Below are 18,403 nucleotides of genomic sequence, written 5' to 3'. Positions count from 1 at the left end.
ACCAGGCGCTGGTCATTGTGGTGTCACAGATCGACGATTACCGTGAGCCACGAGTTACGAAGGCCGGTGGCGGCACAGCCGGGTCGTCGCAACCAGAGGCATCAGGAGGTTGCGATGACATGGGTGGGCGCGTCGGCGGGAGAAATCGCGGCGGGAGTCCGGAGCCGGGAGGTATCCCCGCTGGAGGTGGCCGACGAGCACTTTGCCCGCATCGCGGCACTGGATACACGGATCAACGCCTTCCGCATCGTGCGCCACGAGCAGGTGCGCCGCGAAGCCCGCGCCCTGGCCACCCGTAGCGATCTCGCCGACCTCCCGCTCGCCGGAGTTCCGGTGGCCGTGAAGGACAATCTCGACCTCGCCGGGTGCGTGACCGGCCACGGTTCGCGCGCGGCGCGGCAGACCGCGGCCGAGTCCGACAGTGAGCTGGTCCGCAGGTTGCGTGCCGCGGGCGCGCTGCTGATCGGCAAGACCAATGTGCCCGAGCTGTGTCAGTGGCCGGTCACCGAGAGCGTCGCGCACGGCATCACCCGCAACCCGTGGCTGCTCACGCACACTCCGGGCGGATCCACCGGCGGCGGCGCCGCGGCGGTCGCCGCTGGAATGACCGCGCTCGCAATCGGTTCCGACGGCGGCGGTTCGATCCGCATCCCGTCGTCCTGTTGCGGGCTCGTCGGCCTGAAGCCAGGCGACGGCGTGATCGCGCGGCCTCCCGAACTCGGCTCCAATTGGCTCGGCCTGTCGACGTTCGGACCGCTGGCCACCACGGTGTCCGACGCGGCCTTGCTGCTGGCGGTGCTCACGGCCGACGACCGCTACCTGGCACCGGCCGCACCCCAGCGGACCCTGCGAATCGGCATGACCGCTCGGCCACCGGTTCTCGGAGCCTCCGTCGACCCGCAGGTGCGCACTGCCATGCTGGCGGCGGCCGAAGCGCTGCGTGCGGCGGGCCACACCGTCACCGAGGTGGCTCCGCCGTGGCGACCACAGGACGCGCTCGGTTTCCTCGCCCGCTACTTCGCCGGCGTCGCCGAGGACACCACCGACCTGAGCGCGGACCTTTTGGAACCGCTGACCCGCAAGGTGGCCCGGGCCGGACGCGTGATCGGCCGGATGCGTCGTGTACCCGACGCTCCCCCGGCACGGCAGTCCGAACGATTCGCCGCGTGGTTCACCGAGCACGATCTTCTGCTCACGCCCACCCTGGCGACCCCGCCGGTTCCGGTCGGAACCTTCGCCGGGAAGGGATTTCCGGGCACCCTGCTCGACGTATCCCGCTTCATTCCCTTCACGCCGCCGTTCAACACGGTCCGTTACCCGGCGATCTCCGTTCCCGCCGGGCAGTCCGACACCGGACTGCCCATCGGTGTGCAGCTCGCCGCGGCGCCCGGCGGCGAAACCACGTTGCTGGCGGTCGCCGCACAGCTGGAGCAGATCCGTCCCTGGCAGCGGCACGCTCCGCTTGCCGACGCGTCGATCCCGTAGCGGACCGTCACCGCCGCTCGGCGTCGGCACCGCGGTCCCCGAAAAGGATCGCCGCCAGCCGTTTTCCACTGACCGGACCCGGACGGCGCGCTCTCGCCAGCGCGCGGGCATCTCCGCGTACATATGCCGTTAATGCCGTGTTTACGATGTTCCGGTGCTTGTGAACGACGTGCGAGGGAGCTTGACCCCACCGGGCGAGCGAGTGGGTATCGAAGAGCTCCGAGAGCGTCGGTTCCGGCCGATGGTCGTGTGGTGCGGTATCGCGGCCATCGTGGTCGCGCTGATCGGCGGCGAACTCATGGCCGCGCACATCGGGGCGCTGGGCCCGCTGACCAGCCTGCTGCGGGATTACGCCGGAACGCCGAAGTCGGCGACCACACCGTGGGCGGGATTCCTGCTGGCCTTGGTCGGGATCACGGCGCGCGCACGCTTGGGCGCCGTCGCCGCGGCGATCGGCGTCGACCTGGTGTTCGTCCTGATCAGGACGGCCGAGGGGCGTCCGTTCACGGTCGGCAACGGCCCGACCATCGTGCTCACCGCACTGGCGGTGCTCGCGTTCGTGCGGTGGGACGGACAACGACGCCGCACGGCGTTGCGCACCATCGCCTTCGGCGCGCTGCTGATCGCGGCGACGAAGATCAGTGAGATCTGGCTGGACATCACCGCGTGGGCCTGCCCGACAGTCCTCGATCCGTATGTACAAGTCGCCGATCGCGCCCTCGGCAGCCCGTCCTGGCTGGTCGGGCACGCGCTCGAGGTGGCGGGACCGCTGGCGACGGGTGTGGTGCGCTGGGTGTACTTCGAGCTTCCGCTGGCGGCAGTCCTGGTCGCGGCCTGGCAGTTACGCGGCGTGACGACCAGCGCGTGGCCACGGCACTACCTGGTGCGCACGTTCCTGACCCTCGGCCTCGTCGGGCCGATCTGGTACGTCGTCTTCCCGGTGGTTGGGCCGGTGCTCGCCTACGGACCGCAGGGGCTCGGCTTCGAGATCGCCGACGTCTGGCCGAATGTCGTTCCGGCCGTGCCGTCCTCGATGGACGCGCTGCGCTTCGACGGCATCACGCCGCGCAACTGCATGCCGTCGCTGCACACCGCCTGGGCGCTGTCGCTGTTCATCCACTCCCGGCGCGGCCCGCTGTGGTTGCGCTGGGGCGGGGCGTTCTGGCTGGTGTGCACGCTTGTCGCGACGCTCGGCCTGGGCGCGCACTACGGCATCGACCTGGTCGTTGGCGCGGCGTTGTGCCTGACGGTGGAATCCGTGCTGCGCGAGCCGGATCGGGGCTGGGATCACCAGCGCGTCCGGATCGTGGCCATGGGTGTCGGCGTCTGCACCGGCATGCTGCTGTGCATCCGCTTCTTCGCCGTGCCGATGGCAACGCACCCGCTACCGTCCGGCATCGTGATCCTCGGCGCGCTCGGCGCGCTGGCGATCCTGTTCTACCTGACGTGGTTCGGTACGTCGTCGGCGGAATCGAGCAGCCCGGCCCCGGCGGTGGATCAGCCCGCCGATCGTCGGACAGACGCGTCGCGGTGATCTGTGTGCCCTCGGCTTCCACGTCGACGCCGCCGCGACGATCATCGTCCCGGAGGGAAGGTCACGTGAAGCGCAGAGGATTGCGCTTCGGTGGCCCGGCGAAGGGGGTCACATCCCGGCGGAGCTGAGGGGCCGCGCGGTCGGTGACGAGCGCGTACCACCGTCCTTTCGCGCTCCGGTGATCAGCGATCGGCCTCAGGGCGGCCGACACGGCCGTGCGCGGCCAGGGTCGAGGCCAGCGCCGCCCGATCCAGTTTGCCCCGCGGCGTACGCGGCAGCCGGTCCACGACCAGAATCCGCACCGGCATACTCGGACTCGGCAAGGTCGCGCGCAGCCGCCGCCAGATCTCGTCGGCTTCCGGTGCGCCCGCGCCGAGCACGATCGCCGCCGCGGGCGCTTCCCCCATGCGCGCGTCGGGTACGCCGATGCAGGCGGCCTCGGCGACACCCGGTATCGCCGTGAGCGCCGCTTCGACGGCGGCGGGTTCCACGTTGAGGCCCGCCCGGATCAACATCTCGCTGTCCCGGCCGAACAGCCGTAGGCGGTTGCCGATCACCTCGCCCCGGTCGCCCACCGTCATCCAGCCGTCGACAGGGCCGCCTGCCACGCCGTCCGCGGTGAGGTAGCCGTCGAACAGCATGTCGCTGCGCACATACACCAGGCCGTCGCGGACGCACGCCTCGACACCGGAGAACAGTTCGCCCGCCGACTTCTCGTCGGCACTGCCGAGCCCACGGTCGTAGGACACGAAACTCAGCTCGGACGCACCGTAGAAGTGCACGAGCGAGGCGTTCGGCAGGACCTCCCGCAACGCTCGCCGTCCCCCCAGCGGCCACCGGGCCGCCGAGGACAGCACCTCCCGGACGCCGCCGACCTGGCCGATTCCCGCCCGCACCACGTCCCACGCGATCGTCGGCACCGAATACAGCTGGGTCGCACCGTCGTTCAGTGCGTCGACCACCGGTCGCAGGTCCACCGTCGCGCCGCGAGTCAAGGCGTGCAACGCGCCGTAGAGGAAATGCGTGTGGTCCAGCACGCCGGGCACCGAGACCCGGTCTCCGGCGCCGATGTCGAAGGTGGCATCGGAGCGATCCAGCGTGGCGGCCCACGACCGCTGATCGCGCACGAAGAGCTTCGGCTCACCGGTGGTGCCGGAGGTGATGCCCACCAACAGTTCGGCCTCCGGTCGCGCCCCGGCCGCCGGAGCATCGGATGCCAACGCGGCGGCGGTCCGTACGACGCCGTCGAATCCCAGCCGCCGCAACCGCCGGTGCTGGTGCGGCGCCGCGACGACGGCTCCCGGCTCGGCCAGCGCGAGGACACGGCCGAACTGATCGGGCAGTAGATGGCGGTGCAGCAGGACGACGCTCACCCCGGCGTGCATCGCCGCGGTCACCGTCACCAGGGATTCGACATCGGACGTGGGCAGCACGGCCACCCGGCGCATGCCGTCGAGCCCGGCGGCGGTGCGCAGGACCTTCGACCAGAACCGCTCGTAGTCGACCACCTCGCGTCCCGAGACCACGGCGGTCGCCGCGGGATTCGCCGCGGCCTGCCGAGCGATCCGCGCGGCGAGCAGTTCAGTCATCGTCCACTCCCCTGGCGGCGAGGGCGTCGCCCATCGCGTCGGCCGTCCGCAGCGCGCGCACCAGCACCGGCGTGACCAGCGCCGTCATCGACCATTCCAGGCCGCGAGCGCGCCGGGCCTCGGCGACGTCGTGCACGATCCCCGCCAGCAGCGGGACACACCGGATGGCCAGCGCCAGCAGCAGGCCGATCCGCTCGGGATCGACACCCACCCGCCGCAGCGGTCCGAGCCACCGGGTCACGGCATCGAGCAGGTCGCTCACCCGGGTGGTGAGGGTGAACAGCGCCGCGAGCGCCACCGAGACCACCAGCAAGCCGCACACCACCGCGGCCCGCGCGGGCGAGGTGATCAGCACCTGGAAAACCGCGATAATCAACAGCATCCACACCAGCGGACGCAGTTGGGCCACAGCGACCCGCCACGGAATCCCGGCTACCGCGAACAGTCCCGCCACCACCGCACCGGTGGCCAGCACCTGCGGTGGAGTGCGCACGAACACCGTGGTCGCCACGATCGACGCCAGCAGCACCACCAGCTTCACCCCGGCGGGTATCCGGTGCAGTGGCGAATCGCCCGGACGGTACAGGCCGATCATTCGACCGACGCCCGGTATGCCGCGAGGGCGTCGCCGGGCGTTCCGTCGAACACCACCGCCCCGTCGTCGATCACGATGACGCGTTCGAAGCTCTCCAGCAGCGACAGCTGATGCGTCACGACGATCACCTGCTGATCCACCGCGTCCAGCGCGTCGGCGACGACCCTGGCGTTGCGCAGGTCCAGCAGAGTGGTCGGCTCGTCGGCGACGATCACCTCCGGTCGCCGGATCAGGACCGCGCCGAGGGCGAGCAGCTGTTTCTGGCCGCCGGACAACAAGTGGGCGGGGTGCTCGGCGTGACCGGCGAGCCCGAATCGTTCCAGGATCTCCCGCACGCGCGCCGCGATCTCCTGCTTGCTCAGCCCGGTCCGCCGCAGTGAGAAGGCGAGATCTTCGGCGACCGTGGGCATGACGATCTGGGTGTCGGGATCGGTGAAGACGAACCCCACCTTCCGTCGCACCTGCGCGCCCTTGCGGGCCGCGTCGACACCGTCCACCGTGACCGTGCCGGAACTCGGCGTCAGCAGGCCGTTGATCATGCGCGCCAGCGTCGACTTGCCGGAACCGTTCGACCCGATGACGCCCACGCGGCGCTCGGTGATCCGCAGGTCGATGTCGCGCAGCACCTTTCGCTCACCGAAGCGGTGACTCACCGAGTCGAAGACGATCTCGCTCACGACACTCGCTCCACCAGGACCGCGATCCCCTGCCCGCCGCCGATGGCGCAAGCCGCGAGACCCAGCGCCGGGCCGTCCGCACGCAGCATCTGACTCGCCAGGCGCACCAGCAGGATGGCCCCGGACGCTCCCCACGGGTGCCCCATCGCGATGGCGCCGCCCTGCGGGCAGATCGTGGACTCGTCCAGGCCCAGTTCGTCGGCGACCGCAAGGACCACCGACGCGAAGGCTTCGGTGATCTCGACGACGCCGAGGTCCGCTACACCGAAACCGGTCCGACGCAGCAGTTTTCGGATCGCGGGTACCGGACCGAGGCCCGGGTACGCCGGGTCTGATCCGGCGACCGCGCAGCCGAGGATCCGCAGAGCGGGCAGCCCGGCTGCCATCGCCTCGGTGGTGACCGCCATGGCCGCCGCCCCGTCGGAGATGCCGCAGGAATTGCCCGCGGTGGCGGTGCCGTCGACGCCGAAGCTGGGACGCAGGCGCGCGAGCCGGGCCGCGGTCATTCCCGCCCGGATGCGTTCGTCCCGGTGCACGCCGCCGACCGGCACGACCTCCGCGGTGAAGTCGGCGGCCGCGGCGAGCGTGTGCGAGCGGGCCGCGTAGGCGTCCTGCCGCTCCCGGCTGATGCCGCGCGCTCGCGCGAGATCGTCGGCGGCCGCACCCATGTCCGGATCGGGAAAACCCGGTGGCGCGAAGGGGGCGCGGGTGTATCGCACCGGCTCGGCGTCCGCCACGGGCGGCCAGAACCGCCACGGGGCGGTGCTGGCCGATTCGACCCCGCCGGCCAGGAGAAGTTCGTCCGCGCCGCTGCGCACCCGCGACGCCGCCTGCATCACCGCGTCGAGGCCCGAACCGCACTGCCGATCGACGGTGACGCCCGGAACATGCACGCCCAGCCCAGCACGCAAGGCGGCGACCCGGGCGGGATCACCGCCGGGCCCGAGGCAGTTACCGAGAACCACGTCGTCCACGTCGGCGTCGATGCCCGCGCGGCGCAGTGATGTCAGCACCTCGCGCAGCACGGGAGCGGCCAGGTCGGTGGTGGTCAGATCGGACAATCCGTGGCCCGCGTTGCCGATCGGAGTGCGGCGCGGCGCTACCAGGACGGGAACCGGGCTCATGCCAGCAAGTCTTTCAGTTCGCCCCTGGCCACCTTCCCTGCGGCGGTGCGCGGCAATGCGGGCAGCGGCACCCACCGGCGCGGCATCGCCTCCTTCGCCAGCACGCGGCGTGCTCGCGACCGCACCTCGTCGAGCCCGGCGCGTCCGTCCAACTGCACCGCGGCCGTGACGGTTTCCCCGAACACCGCGTGCGGCGAGCCGATCACCGCCACCGCGGCGACGCCGTCGAGCGCTTCGAGAACGCGCTCCACCTCTTCGGCGACCACCACGGTGCCGCCGACGTTGATCGCGCAGTCGCCCCGGCCCAGCACGGTCAGCTCACGGTCGTCGCCCAGTTCGGCGAGGTCACCGACGCCGAACCAATCGGGCGCGCCGAGCACGCGGTAGGGCGATCGGACGTAGAGCAGTCCGTCGCGCACCTCGGCCTCGACCCCGTCGAGCAGCCGCATCGGCTCGGGAACACGGCGCGCCGCCACCAGCGAGACCTCCGAAGACCCGTAGTACTCGACGACATCCACGCGGCCGGCCGCCGCCAGCGCACCGTCGTCGAGCGCGATGCCCGCGACGATCGCGGTGCGCAGGCGCGGGCAGGCGGCCACCACCTCACGCAGTACGGCGGGCACCGCGTGCACCACGGTGGCTCGCGACCGGTCGTCGGTGACGCACGCGCCGCGCCACAACGCGTGCAACGCACCGAACAGATGCATGGTCGCGTGCAACGGACCGGTGATCAGTACGCGGTCGGACGCCCGAACACCGGTGATCGCGGTGAACGCGGGGAAGCTGTCGTACCAGGAGGCTGCCGTGCGCGCCAGCGGCCGGGGACGGCCGGTCGAGCCGGAGGTAGCCACCAGCAGGAACGCCCCAGCCGGGATGCCGGTACGGTGCGGGCGCGCGGCGGGATTCTCGACGAAGACCGGGATGCCGCGCCGGGCCGCGGCGCAGACGCGGATCAGCGCGTCCGGAACCGGCAGGGCCGAGGCGTCGTAGACGTGCTCGTCCGGGTTGTCGGCGATCCACCGCTCGATCGCACGGTCGAGTTCGCGGTAGGTGAAGCGGCGGCCACCGAAGTCGACGGCAGGCGCGTCGGCCGCGCCGCCGAGTTCGGGACTAGGCACGGATCACACCGGGATAGGCGCGGTGCACTCCCTTGGCCACCACGGTCGCGACGACGACTTTGAGCAGGTCGCCGGGAATGAACGCGAAGTTGGTGGTGACGGCGGCCCGCACGCCGAGATCGGTGCGCAGCAGCAGGCCAACGGTGCCGAACGAATAGATGATCAGCAGACCGCCGACGGCGTTGATCAGCAGACCGAGCACGACCGGGTATTTCGGCAGGATGCGGGCAGTGCCCAGCCCGATGAACAGCGCCGCGGGAATCCAGCCGATCAGGTACCCGGCGCTGGGACCGGCCAGCGCCGTCAGACCGGTACGGCCGCCGGACAGCAGCGGCAGGCCGATCATCGTGAGCGCCAGGAAAACCAGAACCGCCGCCGTTCCCTTGCGCGCCCCGAGCACCGCACCGGCCAGGATCACGCCGAGGGTTTGCACCGTGATCGGCACACCGCTGAACCCGACGGTGATGGCGCCCGGCAGGCCCAGCGCCGCGATCAGCGCCGCGAAGACGGCGATCTGCGCCATATCCCGCGCGGAAACACCGGCCCTCGGCTCCCGAGAGTTCTCGACACCCTCCACGACAACCCTCCGCCTAGAACTTGAACGACGTTCAAGGTAGCAAACCGAGTACGGCGGCGCGCACCGAGCTCGGTGTGATCTGTCCTCCGATCGTCGGACAGATTTTTCGTGCCCGCGCGGCCAGACTCATCCGATACCGGGAAGCCGGGCCCGCAGCCGCTTCCCGGCGAGGACAGCAACTCGTTCCGGAGGCATCGACACGATGGACGAGATCGGCGCGCACCTGCCGCGGCCGGATCGGGAACTGACCGCCGTCGTTCGCGTCGAGGCGTTGCCCGTGCTCGCTCTGCTGCGATTCCACGACGGCGACCACGACACCGCCGAGCGCCGGTTACGCGCCGCGCTGGACACCTGTCACAGACTGGCCTCGGAATACGGCCACCGCTATCTCACCGGTAAGCAGCTGCACTTCGCGGTGAACATCGCGCGGTGCACAACCGCCCGCGGTGACCTCGACGGAGCCGCCGCGTTGCTGGAGCGGGTGGCAGCGGTAGCGAAGGGAACCCGCGCCCGACGCGGTGATCGCCGATCTGATCCGCCGCGAATACGCGCGGCTGCCCGCTGGTGCGTCCGAATTCCACTGATCCCAGGAGTACAGCATGACCCCGGTTGCCCCGACCCTGCCCGCTTTCGCCCCGATCGGCGTGGTGCGCTGCGGCGCGCCGACGATCGATGACGTTCCCTCCGAGGGGCTTCCGTCCCGGGTGGTGCTGGACGAACGGTATCTGGCCGCGCTGGACGGAATCGAGCCGGGTGATCACCTCTACGTGCTCGCGGTATTCCATCTGGCCGATCCCGAGGTGCTGACGGGCAGCCCGGGCACGCGCCACGCGCAGGGCGCCTTCTCGATCCGGTCGTCGTGCCGGCCCAACCTGTTGGGCATGACCCTGAGCCGGGTGCTCGACATCCGAGGCACCGAAATCTCTTTCGAGTGGCTGGATTTCGTGGACAACTCACCGGTGCTCGACATCAAGAGGTACAACTGGCGCTGGGAGTGCGTGCCGTCCACGCGGCGGCTGGATCGCCGGTTCGTCGAACGGCAGCTCGACCACCGGACACTGGCCGCCGTGCTGGCCCGCCCCGCCTACAATTTCCACGGCGAGCGCTGCGCTCGCGTCGGCCAAACCGGCGCGCTGGCGGCCACTTTGGTGCAGAACCACGACTTGTGGCTGGGAAATCCCGCGCTCCGGGTCCATATCCGGGCCGACGGCCATCTCGTGGACTGTGTGCAAGGCCTCACCGGCGCGACCTTCGGCAACGGCCGGCTGGGCGTGACACTGTCGGACACCGACGAACCGGTCGTCGAATTCGTGGAACCCACACGCAGACTTTCCGCACGCAGGACCGGCTCGGAGTGGGCCATCACGCAGTACCCGCAATAACATATCCGGCGCCGATCGGCAGTCGGGCGAACGAACGACATTCGGCCGAATGAATTCTCCGGACACGCGGGCGACACGCCATTTCCGCGGCAGGCCGTCCAGGCGATCGACGGCGCGACCGTGTCCGGCTCGGTACTGTTTTTCCGGTATTTCCTGACTCGAAATCTGAACGGGAGCGCGACCATGTCCGAAACTCTGCTCGGTGATATCAAATCCGACCGCGTCACATTGAATCTCCTGTTCGACTCGGCGGAATTCTGCTGCGCACCCGGCGAAGAACCCGCGCACACGGTGCGGATCGGCGCACCCACCGTTCAGGACAATCGCATGTGCGCGCAGTGCGTCGGGGAATGCAAGGTGTTCTGATGTCCGACGGCCGGTTCAAGATCGCCGAGGAGGTGTTCGTCGTCGATGTCGACGACGGCCACCTGCTCTACGCGCCGTTCGAGGGGGTCATCAGCCGCCTGGCACCGCAGACGGCCGCCGAACTCCGCTCTGGGCAGAGCTCCGCGAGCCGCGAGACCTTGCGGTACCTGCACGGGCTCGGGCTCATCGTGCCCGCCGACACGCCGAGCCCCGCCCCCGTGGGCACCTGGGACGAATCGTTCGCGCCGACCGGGGTGGTCTACATGGTCACCGCCGCCTGCAATCTCCGCTGCACCTATTGCTACGCCGACGCCGGTGATTACCCGGTCGACCTGTACAGCCGCCGGATGGCGTTGGACGCGGCGAAATTCGTGATCGACAACGCGGCGGCGAGCGGCGCGGGCACCGCCTATCTCAACTTCCACGGCGGCGGCGAACCGACGCTCGACTTCGACCTGATCCGCACGGCGGTCGACTGGGGCCGGGAGTACGCGCGCAACGAAGCGGGCGATCTGCGCGTCAACGCGAGCATGGTCACGAACGGGCTGATCAGCGACGCCAAGGCGCAGTGGATCGCCGACAACATGGACAGTGTGCAAGTGTCCCACGACGGTCCGGCGGCGATCCATGATCTCCAGCGTCCGACCGTGCGCGGAGGCACGTCGTATTCCCGGGTGCGCGAGGTCATCGAGCTGTTCACCGGGCGCGTTCCGGATCTGATGATCAAGTCCACGATCAGCCGAGCCGCCGTCGGCAAGATGCCGGAGATCGCCCGCTACCTCTGTTCGACATTCGACCTGCCACGTTTCCATCTGGGGCCGGTGCTCGGCACCGGCCGTGGCCGCTCGGTGGTCTTCGGCGAACCCGAAGCGCAGGAATTCGTACGCGGCTATCACGCGGCTCAGGAGATCGCCGACGAATACGGCAGGACGATCGTGGTGTCGGGCGCGCTGGCCACCTTTCCCCATGTCCGGAGAACGTTCTGCGGCGTCACCGATCCGAATTTCTCGCTGACCTCCGACGGCCATATTTCGAGTTGCTACGAAATAATGTACGACGACGACAAACGCGCGCCGCACGCCTACTACGGACGGTACAACCGAGAAACGCGGACGTTCGACGTGGACGGCAACCGCATAGCGAAGCTGCGTTTGCACGATGTCAACAAGATTCCGAAGTGCAGGAATTGCTTCGCGAAGTGGCAGTGCGCGGGCGACTGCCAGGCACGCTGGTACAACTCGCAGACCGGCGAGCTGGAAAACGGACCGGACGTGCGCTGCGAGATCAATCGAACGCTCATCCGGGATCGCTTGCTCTCGATCGTCAGTGTCACCTGAACACCCCGCGCCTGCGAGGGCGCTGCTGGTCAATATTCAGGACGGGTCCTCGCTCGCCTACAACCTGCCCTACGAGAACCTCCGGCTCGGCGGGATCGGTTCGGCACTCGAGCGAGCCGGGATCGTTTGCGCTTACTACGATTCCGCCGCCGATCCGGAGGGGCTGGTCGCGGCCCTGCGCTCGCTCGCGCCGCGACCGGTCATCGTGTTCGACACCCTCTACCGGATCTCGGACGGTGTCGGCGCGGCCATTTGCGCCGCCCGGGCGGTCCACCCCGATGCGTGCGTGCTGGTGGTGGGCCGGGCCGCGTCCGCGATGTCGGTACAGCCCGGCGTAGCCGAGCAGGTGGACGCGATCGCGGATTCCGGTGAGGTCGGCCGGGTGGTCGCGACCTGCCTGGCCCATTGCGGGCGAACACCGCCCGCGACACCCGATACCTGGCAGACGATCACGCCACAGCGCCGATTCCCTCGCTTCGCCCGCGCTCGCGGGGTACTCGACATCGAAGCGACACGCGGCTGTATGCACGGATGCAGTTTCTGCGCCGTCGACGGCGTTCCCGATGCGCCCCGTGTCCGCCGGTGGCAGCCGCGCGAACCCGCCGACGTGGTCGGCGAGATCACCGAACACGCTGTCGGCCAGGGCATTCGACGCGTACAGTTCGTCGACGACAACTTTCTGGGAGCGCCGGCCGCGGTCGACTGGGCACAGCGGTTCGCCGACGAACTGCGCAGCCGGAACATCGATGTCCGCTTCTCCATCTACGCCCGGCTCGACCGCACGCTCGACCGGGTACTCGACACCTTGCATTCGGTGGGGCTTGTTCAGGTGCACGCCGGTGTCGAATCCGGCTCCTTTTCGGTGCTGCGCCGACTGCGAAAGGGCACGACACCGGAGGAGTTGTCCAGGATGGTGCGCCGCCTGCGGCAACGGGACGTGGGTCTGGTCGCTTCGCTGATCGTCTTCGAGCCGCGTAGCACACTCGACGAGCTGGACGAAAGCCTGCGCTGGCTCGACGAACACCGGCTGTACCGGTCCTTCAGCCTCACCACGCTGATCCCGTTCCACAACACCCTCGCCCACAGGGAACTTCGCACCCAGGTGATCGCCGAGCCGTCGACGTCGTTCGCACCGCTGGGTTACCGGTTCACCGAACCGGACGTCGATCGGATCTACCGAGCGGCCGTCGCGCGGGAAGCCGATCACGAGCAGTGCAGCGACGGTGCGCTGGAGTGGCTGATGCGCTGCCGTTTCGCCTTCGAGGAACGTCTCGGGCTGGGTCCGGAACCCCCCGAACTTCGCGACCTCGACGCCTACCGAGCACGCCAGATCGCCGCGATCCTCGACGACATCCGACGGCTGCGCCGATGACCGGCATGGCCGAATCCTTCGACGCCGTCGCGGATGCGCACGACCACGCGCGCTGGGATCTGGCGCCCGCGCGGTTCGACGCCGCGGTTCTCGCGGCGCTGTCCCGTTTCGCGAGCCGTGGTGGCGCCCCCGCGCTCTTCCTCGGTTCCGGCTCCGGGCGTGAGGCCGCGGCGTTCGTCCGGGCAGGCCGACAGGTGGTCCTCGTCGACATCTCCGCGCGCATGCTGTCGTTGGCGAAGGCCAGATACCGCGACAGTCCTCTGGTCGACTATCGACGGCAGTCCGCGACGGAGTTCCTCGACGACACCGACGCCGACTACCCGTTCATCTCCGCGGTCGGCGAACTCCTCGGCTATGTACGCGACCACGCGGCCCTGCTGACCCGCATTCGCACCCGGCTGGGCGACTCGGGCACCTGCGTCTTCACCTGGGTGGACGCGCATCGACTCGCCCAGCGTGGGCTGCCCGCCCAGGTCTGTGCCGACGGGACGGCGATCTTCACCGAACGCGACGAACCGCCGCTACGGATCCGCGGGTGGTCGCAGGCTCACATGCACGCGTTACTCGGCACGGCGGGCCTCGACCTGGTCGAGGAGATCGCCCCGGAGGCGGTGAGTCCTCGACGCGGCTGGACGGTCACGCCGTCGAGAACTAGCGATGGGTCCAATCCGGCTGGGTGAAGTGGGCGACTCTGGCCGCGTCAGGGTCCGTGCCGAGCAGGACCACTTCGCGGAATTGCCACAGCAGCGCGCCGGTGGGTGCGTGAATGGTCATCTTCGGGCCGAGTCGCATCTGCAACAGGCCCGCTTCGCCCGCAGGCGCGGTGTCGTCGCGCAGTTCCGCTTGCCGTACCGCGTCCTCGGCCCGGACCCAGCGCGGGGTGTCCTCGGCGGCCACCCGGGCCAGATCCACCAGATGCACCGAGTAGACCTCATCCGGATTCGGGCGTAACCGGGTCGCGTCGTTCAGCGCCAGAACGAGGGGCGTGATCGTGAAACCGGAGGCCGCCGGGAAGTCGTCGAGTGCGCCGAGCAGATCACTCGGCCGCGCGTGGAGGCCGAGTTCCTCGCGCAGTTCGCGCAAGGCGGCTTGTTCGGTGGTCTCGCCTTCGTCCAGCCGGCCGCCGGGCAGGCCCCATTGTCCGGCGTTGCGGCCACGGTAGGCCCGCTTGATGACGATCACCGACAGCGGGCCGCCGGGCTCCTCGACCACGCACAGCACCACCGCCGCGCGGCGCACACCGGGCAGGTCGGCGACCTCGATGCGCGGAAATGCGGCCAAGCGGGAATGCGCGAGCACACGGAATTCGTCGATGCTCCTCGGTAGCGGCGCTGTCGGGGTCGGCTCCATGGCTTCGATCTTGCCCTTCCCCATCGACGAGCGCGACAAAGGAAGTCGTTGACAGCAACTGCCTCACCTGTCACCGTATCGGGAACCTTGGGGTCCGGACCGTGCCCCGGGCGTTCGCGATCGGAGCGTGCTTGATGGGATTTCTCGAGCCCGACCTGCCGGTGGTCGATATGACGGAATGGAGCAAGGGCACGCGCGCCGAGCGCATCCGTCCCATGGCCCGGCACTGGGCCGAGGTCGGCTTCGGGACTCCGGCGGTGCTGCACCTGTTCTACGTCGGCAAGATCTGCCTCTACGTGCTCGGCGGCTGGTCGATCGCGCTGACCACCAACGGTATCGACGGGTTCACCGACGTCGGCGCCTGGTGGTCGGAGCCGATCGTCTTCCAGAAGGTCGTGCTGTACACGCTGCTGTTCGAAGTGGTCGGCCTCGGGTGCGGGTTCGGCCCGCTGAACAACCGGTACTTCCCGCCCTTCGGCTCGATCCTGTATTGGTTGCGCCCCAACACGATTCGGCTGCCACCGTGGCCGGGGCGGATACCGCTCACCAAGGGCGACAACCGCACGCCGGTGGATGTCGCGCTGTACGCGGCGCTGCTGGCGACGGCAGCGGTCGCGTTGCTGTCCGACGGAACCGGACCGATACCGGAGCTGGACACCACCGTCGGTTTGCTGCCGCACTGGCAGGTGGCGGTGGTCCTCGGGCTGCTGGCGGTACTCGGGCTGCGGGACAAAGTGATCTTCCTGGCCGCCCGGGGCGAGGTGTACGCCACCCTCACAGTCGTCTTCCTTCTCCCCGGCGCCGATTCGATCGTCGCCGCGAAGGTGGTCTTCGTCGTGATCTGGATGGGCGCGGCCACCTCGAAACTCAACAAGCACTTCCCTTTCGTGGTGTCCACGATGATGTCCAACAGTCCGGTGTTCCGGCCGAAGCCGCTCAAGCGCGCGTTCTTCGAACGCTTCCCCGACGATCTGCGGCCGGGACGGTTGTCCCGCGTCTTCGCCCACGGCGGCACGGTCGTCGAGATGTGCGTTCCGCTGGTGCTGTTCTTCTCCCACGGCGCTTGGCCGACGGCGATCGCGGCGATCGTGATGGTGTGTTTCCACCTGGCGATCCTCACCGCCATTCCCATGGGCGTCCCGCTGGAGTGGAACGTCTTCATGATCTTCGGCGTCGTCACGTTGTTCGTCGCGCACGCCGATCTCGGTCCGAGCAGTGTGCGCAACCCCGTGCCCGTGGCGGTGCTCTTCGTCGTGATCGCAGGCATCGTGATCGCCGGGAATCTGTTCCCGCGCAAGATCTCCTTCTTACCCGGCATGCGTTACTACGCCGGGAACTGGGACACCACCATGTGGTGCGTCAAACCCTCGGCCGCCGCGAAGATCGGCACCGGCATCGTCGCGATAGCCGGCATGCCGCAGGCCCAGCTGGAGCGGTTCTACGGCAAGGATCGCGCGCAGATCCCGATGTACCTCGGGTACGCCTTCCGGGCCATGAACACCCACGGCCGCGCGTTGTTCACGCTCGTCCACCGCGCCATGCCACCCGGCCACGAAGACGAGTACACCATCACCGACGGCGAACGCATCTGCAGCACCGCCGTCGGCTGGAACTTCGGCGACGGCCACCTGCACAACGAACAACTCATCGCCGCGATGCACCGCCGCTGCCACTTCGAACCCGGCGAAGTCCGCGTCGTCCTCCTCGACGCCCAGCCGATCCACCGGCAGACCCAGCAATACCGCCTCGTCGACGCGGCCGCGGGCGAGTTCGAACGCGGCGAAGTGCGCGTCGCCGACATGGTGACCCGCCAGCCCTGGGCCGACGACGTCCCGGTGCGGGTGCACTACACCGCGAGCGCGGAGAGTTAGCGCGTCCGTCTTTCCACAAGAGTCGGAGTCGCTTTCAGCGATCCAATGTTCAGATGCGCATGTCTACGTATCAGCATGGCGTTTGAGTCGCGGCTTCGTCGACGCGGTCCCCCACCCACGCCAGAAAGGCTCGCACGTCGGTGGTGGGCAGTGCGAGTGCGGCCGTGCGGGGGTGCTCGAAGCTGCGCAGCGCTGTGTCGATGAGGGGGGCGAAGTCTTCTTCGGACTTCGCGATCATCTGTGCCGCTTCGCGTTTGGCCAGCCAGCGACCGGTGCGACAGAACGCTACTGCTCGACAGCCGTTCAGCACTCGGTTGTCACCCAGATGACCCTCTCCCCCAGCGTGTTCGCGTACCGAAGCCAGCAGCGCGGCATGAACGTCGCGCCGTGACGGTGCCGCGACGACCTGCCGCACGGGAGTCCCGTACAGGAGGCGTCCGGTCTCGTGGGCGATGGAGCGATCGATGACGTACCAGAAGGCCGATGAGTCCGCCGGATCGAAGCTGGCGCGGTTCGGCAACAGGGGGCCGGTGTTGAGGTCCATGAGATAACCGGCCGCGCTGGACGATGCGGCGATGAAATCCGAGTTGTAGACCACGAGTTCCAGACCGGCCGCGGGGCATGGCAGCGACGAGTGCGCGAGCGATTCGGCCAGTTCGCGCAATGCCCGCGCGGGAAGCGACGGCGCGACGACGATGACCACGTCCACGTCGCTTCGCCCGTGCCGATAGTCCGCGAGCGCGACCGATCCCACGGCGAAAACACTCGTCAGATGACGCCCGCAGACGGTGCGGGCTCGTCGCACCAGCGCATCGAGGTAAGGCCGCAACTCAGCCGGGAGGAGGTGGGAATCCGCCAGGATGTCGGTCATGCGGGCCAGTATCCGCCAAGGCCGCCTCGGGGCTCGGATCGGCCGGAGCCCACGCGGCCTTCGGCTCAGCGGGGCAGCCCCAGTCCGTCGGCCAACACGGGCCACGAATTCTTCAGCGCTTCCTGCCAATACCCCCACGAATGGGTCCCGGTGGGCTGGAAGTCGTAGATGGCGGGGATGCCGAGGGAGTCGAGGCGGTCGCGCATGTTGTGCGTGCACCAGTTCACCGCGGCCTCGATCACACCGCCCAGCACCAGTTGGTTGAGGTAACCGCGCGGCCCTGGCTGAGCGTAGGCGCCGTTGTAGACGTCGTACATGCCAGGCACTCCGGTTCCCGTGGACAGGAACAGCCGTATACCGCGCAATCGGTCGGCGTGTAGGTACGGGTCGTTGGCCGCCCACATCGGGTCGTCGGGCGGGCCGTACATGTTCTCGGTGTCGCCGCCGCCCCAGCTCTCCACGGCGAGTTTCACGAACTCGCGGCCGATCGGGTCGCTGATCTGCGCGCAACCGCTGTAGGCCGCAACCGCCTGATACAGACCGGGTTTCGCGATCGGCAGCTGGAGCACCGAGGTACCGGAGGTGGACAAGCCCGCGACGGCATTCACCCCGGTAGTGCCGAACTCGGCATCGATCAGCGGTGGCAACTCTTCGGTGAGGAAGGTCTTCCACTTGTACACACCGAGTTTCGGATCGGGCGCGCGCCAATCGGTGTAATAGCTCCAACGCCCGCCCACCGGCTGGACGACGTTCACGTCTTTCTCGGCGAGAAAGCGCAGCACGTCGGTGTTCTTCTGCCAGGTCGCGCTGTCCTGACCACCGCCGCCACCGTTCAACAGATACAACGTCGGCCGCGGCACCGAACGGTCCGCCGGGCGCAGCACCTTCACCATGATGTCCTGCCCCATCGCCTCGGAATGCACCCGCACCTGCACGGTCCGATCGTCCTCCGGCCAGGAACCGGTGATCGACGCGGCATCGGCGCTCGCGGGCGGCGATGCCGCGACCACTCCCGCGGTCACGGCGAACACCGCCATGAGCACGATGAGCGCGTGCCCCGAACAGCGCCGGACTATTTCGATTCTCCTCCGCACGCTGCCCGAATCGGCGGCAGGTGTGGCCGGGAGACCGGTGTCGACGTCGGAACTTCGTTTC

General features: G+C 69.0%; 18 protein-coding genes. 9 read left to right on the top strand and 9 right to left on the bottom strand.

The window, feature by feature from the left end; translation table 11 throughout:
• Positions 1 to 114 precede the first annotated feature (114 nt).
• Complete coding sequence (locus tag ACFV2O_RS33020; RefSeq protein WP_379255528.1) at positions 115 to 1,485, top strand: amidase; 1,371 nt, start codon at positions 115 to 117, stop codon at positions 1,483 to 1,485.
• A 154-nt stretch (positions 1,486 to 1,639) separates the two neighbouring features.
• Positions 1,640 to 3,019, top strand: a complete 1,380-nt coding sequence (locus tag ACFV2O_RS33015; RefSeq protein ID WP_379255527.1) for a DUF5933 domain-containing protein — start codon at positions 1,640 to 1,642, stop codon at positions 3,017 to 3,019.
• A 182-nt stretch (positions 3,020 to 3,201) separates the two neighbouring features.
• On the opposite strand, the gene ACFV2O_RS33010 is transcribed toward ACFV2O_RS33015, so the two are convergent.
• From ACFV2O_RS33010 to ACFV2O_RS32985, 6 genes are read right to left on the bottom strand one after another with little or no spacing between them, the layout of a single operon-like run.
• Positions 3,202 to 4,608, bottom strand: a complete 1,407-nt coding sequence (locus ACFV2O_RS33010; protein ID WP_379255526.1) for an AMP-binding protein — start codon at positions 4,606 to 4,608, stop codon at positions 3,202 to 3,204.
• Complete coding sequence (locus tag ACFV2O_RS33005) at positions 4,601 to 5,203, bottom strand: energy-coupling factor transporter transmembrane component T family protein (protein ID WP_379255524.1); 603 nt, start codon at positions 5,201 to 5,203, stop codon at positions 4,601 to 4,603. Before ACFV2O_RS33005 ends, ACFV2O_RS33010 begins: the two co-directional genes overlap by 8 nt.
• A complete protein-coding gene (locus ACFV2O_RS33000) occupies positions 5,200 to 5,880 on the bottom strand; it encodes an ABC transporter ATP-binding protein (RefSeq protein ID WP_355078365.1) in 681 nt (226 codons plus the stop codon). Before ACFV2O_RS33000 ends, ACFV2O_RS33005 begins: the two co-directional genes overlap by 4 nt.
• Positions 5,877 to 7,004 carry a thiolase family protein gene (locus ACFV2O_RS32995; protein WP_379255523.1) on the bottom strand — a complete coding sequence of 376 codons (1,128 nt, stop codon included), beginning with the start codon at positions 7,002 to 7,004 and terminating at the stop codon, positions 5,877 to 5,879. The genes ACFV2O_RS33000 and ACFV2O_RS32995 overlap by 4 nt, the downstream gene beginning before the upstream one ends.
• Entirely contained in the window at positions 7,001 to 8,122 is a 1,122-nt protein-coding gene (locus ACFV2O_RS32990; protein WP_379255521.1) for a class I adenylate-forming enzyme family protein, read from the bottom strand. Before ACFV2O_RS32990 ends, ACFV2O_RS32995 begins: the two co-directional genes overlap by 4 nt.
• Complete coding sequence (locus tag ACFV2O_RS32985; RefSeq protein WP_379255519.1) at positions 8,115 to 8,699, bottom strand: biotin transporter BioY; 585 nt, start codon at positions 8,697 to 8,699, stop codon at positions 8,115 to 8,117. The genes ACFV2O_RS32990 and ACFV2O_RS32985 overlap by 8 nt, the downstream gene beginning before the upstream one ends.
• 202 nt (positions 8,700 to 8,901) lie before the next feature.
• Here ACFV2O_RS32985 and ACFV2O_RS32980 point away from each other — a divergent pair, with 202 nt between their 5' ends.
• From ACFV2O_RS32980 to ACFV2O_RS32955, 6 genes are all read left to right on the top strand, one after another.
• Positions 8,902 to 9,375, top strand: a complete 474-nt coding sequence (locus tag ACFV2O_RS32980) for a tetratricopeptide repeat protein (RefSeq protein WP_379255518.1) — start codon at positions 8,902 to 8,904, stop codon at positions 9,373 to 9,375.
• A complete protein-coding gene (locus tag ACFV2O_RS32975) occupies positions 9,299 to 10,081 on the top strand; it encodes a TrmO family methyltransferase (protein WP_355078370.1) in 783 nt (260 codons plus the stop codon). Before ACFV2O_RS32980 ends, ACFV2O_RS32975 begins: the two co-directional genes overlap by 77 nt.
• 120 nt (positions 10,082 to 10,201) lie before the next feature.
• A complete protein-coding gene (locus tag ACFV2O_RS32970; protein ID WP_379255516.1) occupies positions 10,202 to 10,447 on the top strand; it encodes a hypothetical protein in 246 nt (81 codons plus the stop codon).
• Positions 10,447 to 11,784 carry a radical SAM protein gene (locus tag ACFV2O_RS32965; RefSeq protein WP_379255515.1) on the top strand — a complete coding sequence of 446 codons (1,338 nt, stop codon included), beginning with the start codon at positions 10,447 to 10,449 and terminating at the stop codon, positions 11,782 to 11,784. The genes ACFV2O_RS32970 and ACFV2O_RS32965 overlap by 1 nt, the downstream gene beginning before the upstream one ends.
• Positions 11,774 to 13,156, top strand: coding sequence for a B12-binding domain-containing radical SAM protein (locus ACFV2O_RS32960; RefSeq protein WP_379255514.1), 1,383 nt, complete (start codon positions 11,774 to 11,776; stop codon positions 13,154 to 13,156). Before ACFV2O_RS32965 ends, ACFV2O_RS32960 begins: the two co-directional genes overlap by 11 nt.
• A complete protein-coding gene (locus tag ACFV2O_RS32955; protein WP_379255513.1) occupies positions 13,153 to 13,836 on the top strand; it encodes a methyltransferase domain-containing protein in 684 nt (227 codons plus the stop codon). The genes ACFV2O_RS32960 and ACFV2O_RS32955 overlap by 4 nt, the downstream gene beginning before the upstream one ends.
• Here ACFV2O_RS32955 and ACFV2O_RS32950 read toward each other — a convergent pair.
• Positions 13,808 to 14,506, bottom strand: a complete 699-nt coding sequence (locus ACFV2O_RS32950) for an NUDIX hydrolase (protein ID WP_379255512.1) — start codon at positions 14,504 to 14,506, stop codon at positions 13,808 to 13,810. The two genes, ACFV2O_RS32955 and ACFV2O_RS32950, sit on opposite strands and share 29 nt — an antisense overlap.
• Before the next feature lie 134 nt (positions 14,507 to 14,640).
• Here ACFV2O_RS32950 and ACFV2O_RS32945 point away from each other — a divergent pair, with 134 nt between their 5' ends.
• Entirely contained in the window at positions 14,641 to 16,377 is a 1,737-nt protein-coding gene (locus tag ACFV2O_RS32945) for a DUF3556 domain-containing protein (protein WP_379255510.1), read from the top strand.
• Positions 16,378 to 16,447: 70 nt separating this feature from the next.
• On the opposite strand, the gene ACFV2O_RS32940 is transcribed toward ACFV2O_RS32945, so the two are convergent.
• Both ACFV2O_RS32940 and ACFV2O_RS32935 read right to left on the bottom strand, forming a co-directional pair.
• Entirely contained in the window at positions 16,448 to 17,248 is an 801-nt protein-coding gene (locus ACFV2O_RS32940; protein ID WP_379255509.1) for an aminoglycoside adenylyltransferase domain-containing protein, read from the bottom strand.
• Between the two features lie 65 nt (positions 17,249 to 17,313).
• The gene (locus tag ACFV2O_RS32935; RefSeq protein ID WP_379255545.1) at positions 17,314 to 18,285 is read right to left on the bottom strand and encodes an alpha/beta hydrolase; all 972 of its coding nucleotides are present in this window, start codon (positions 18,283 to 18,285) and stop codon (positions 17,314 to 17,316) included.
• Positions 18,286 to 18,403 lie beyond the last annotated feature (118 nt).

Origin of the sequence: Nocardia sp. NPDC059691, from assembly GCF_042733915.1 — a bacterium.
Lineage (GTDB): Bacteria > Actinomycetota > Actinomycetes > Mycobacteriales > Mycobacteriaceae > Nocardia > Nocardia sichangensis.
Note: the sequence above shows the minus strand (reverse complement) of the source record. Positions and strands in the feature narration are given on the sequence as shown.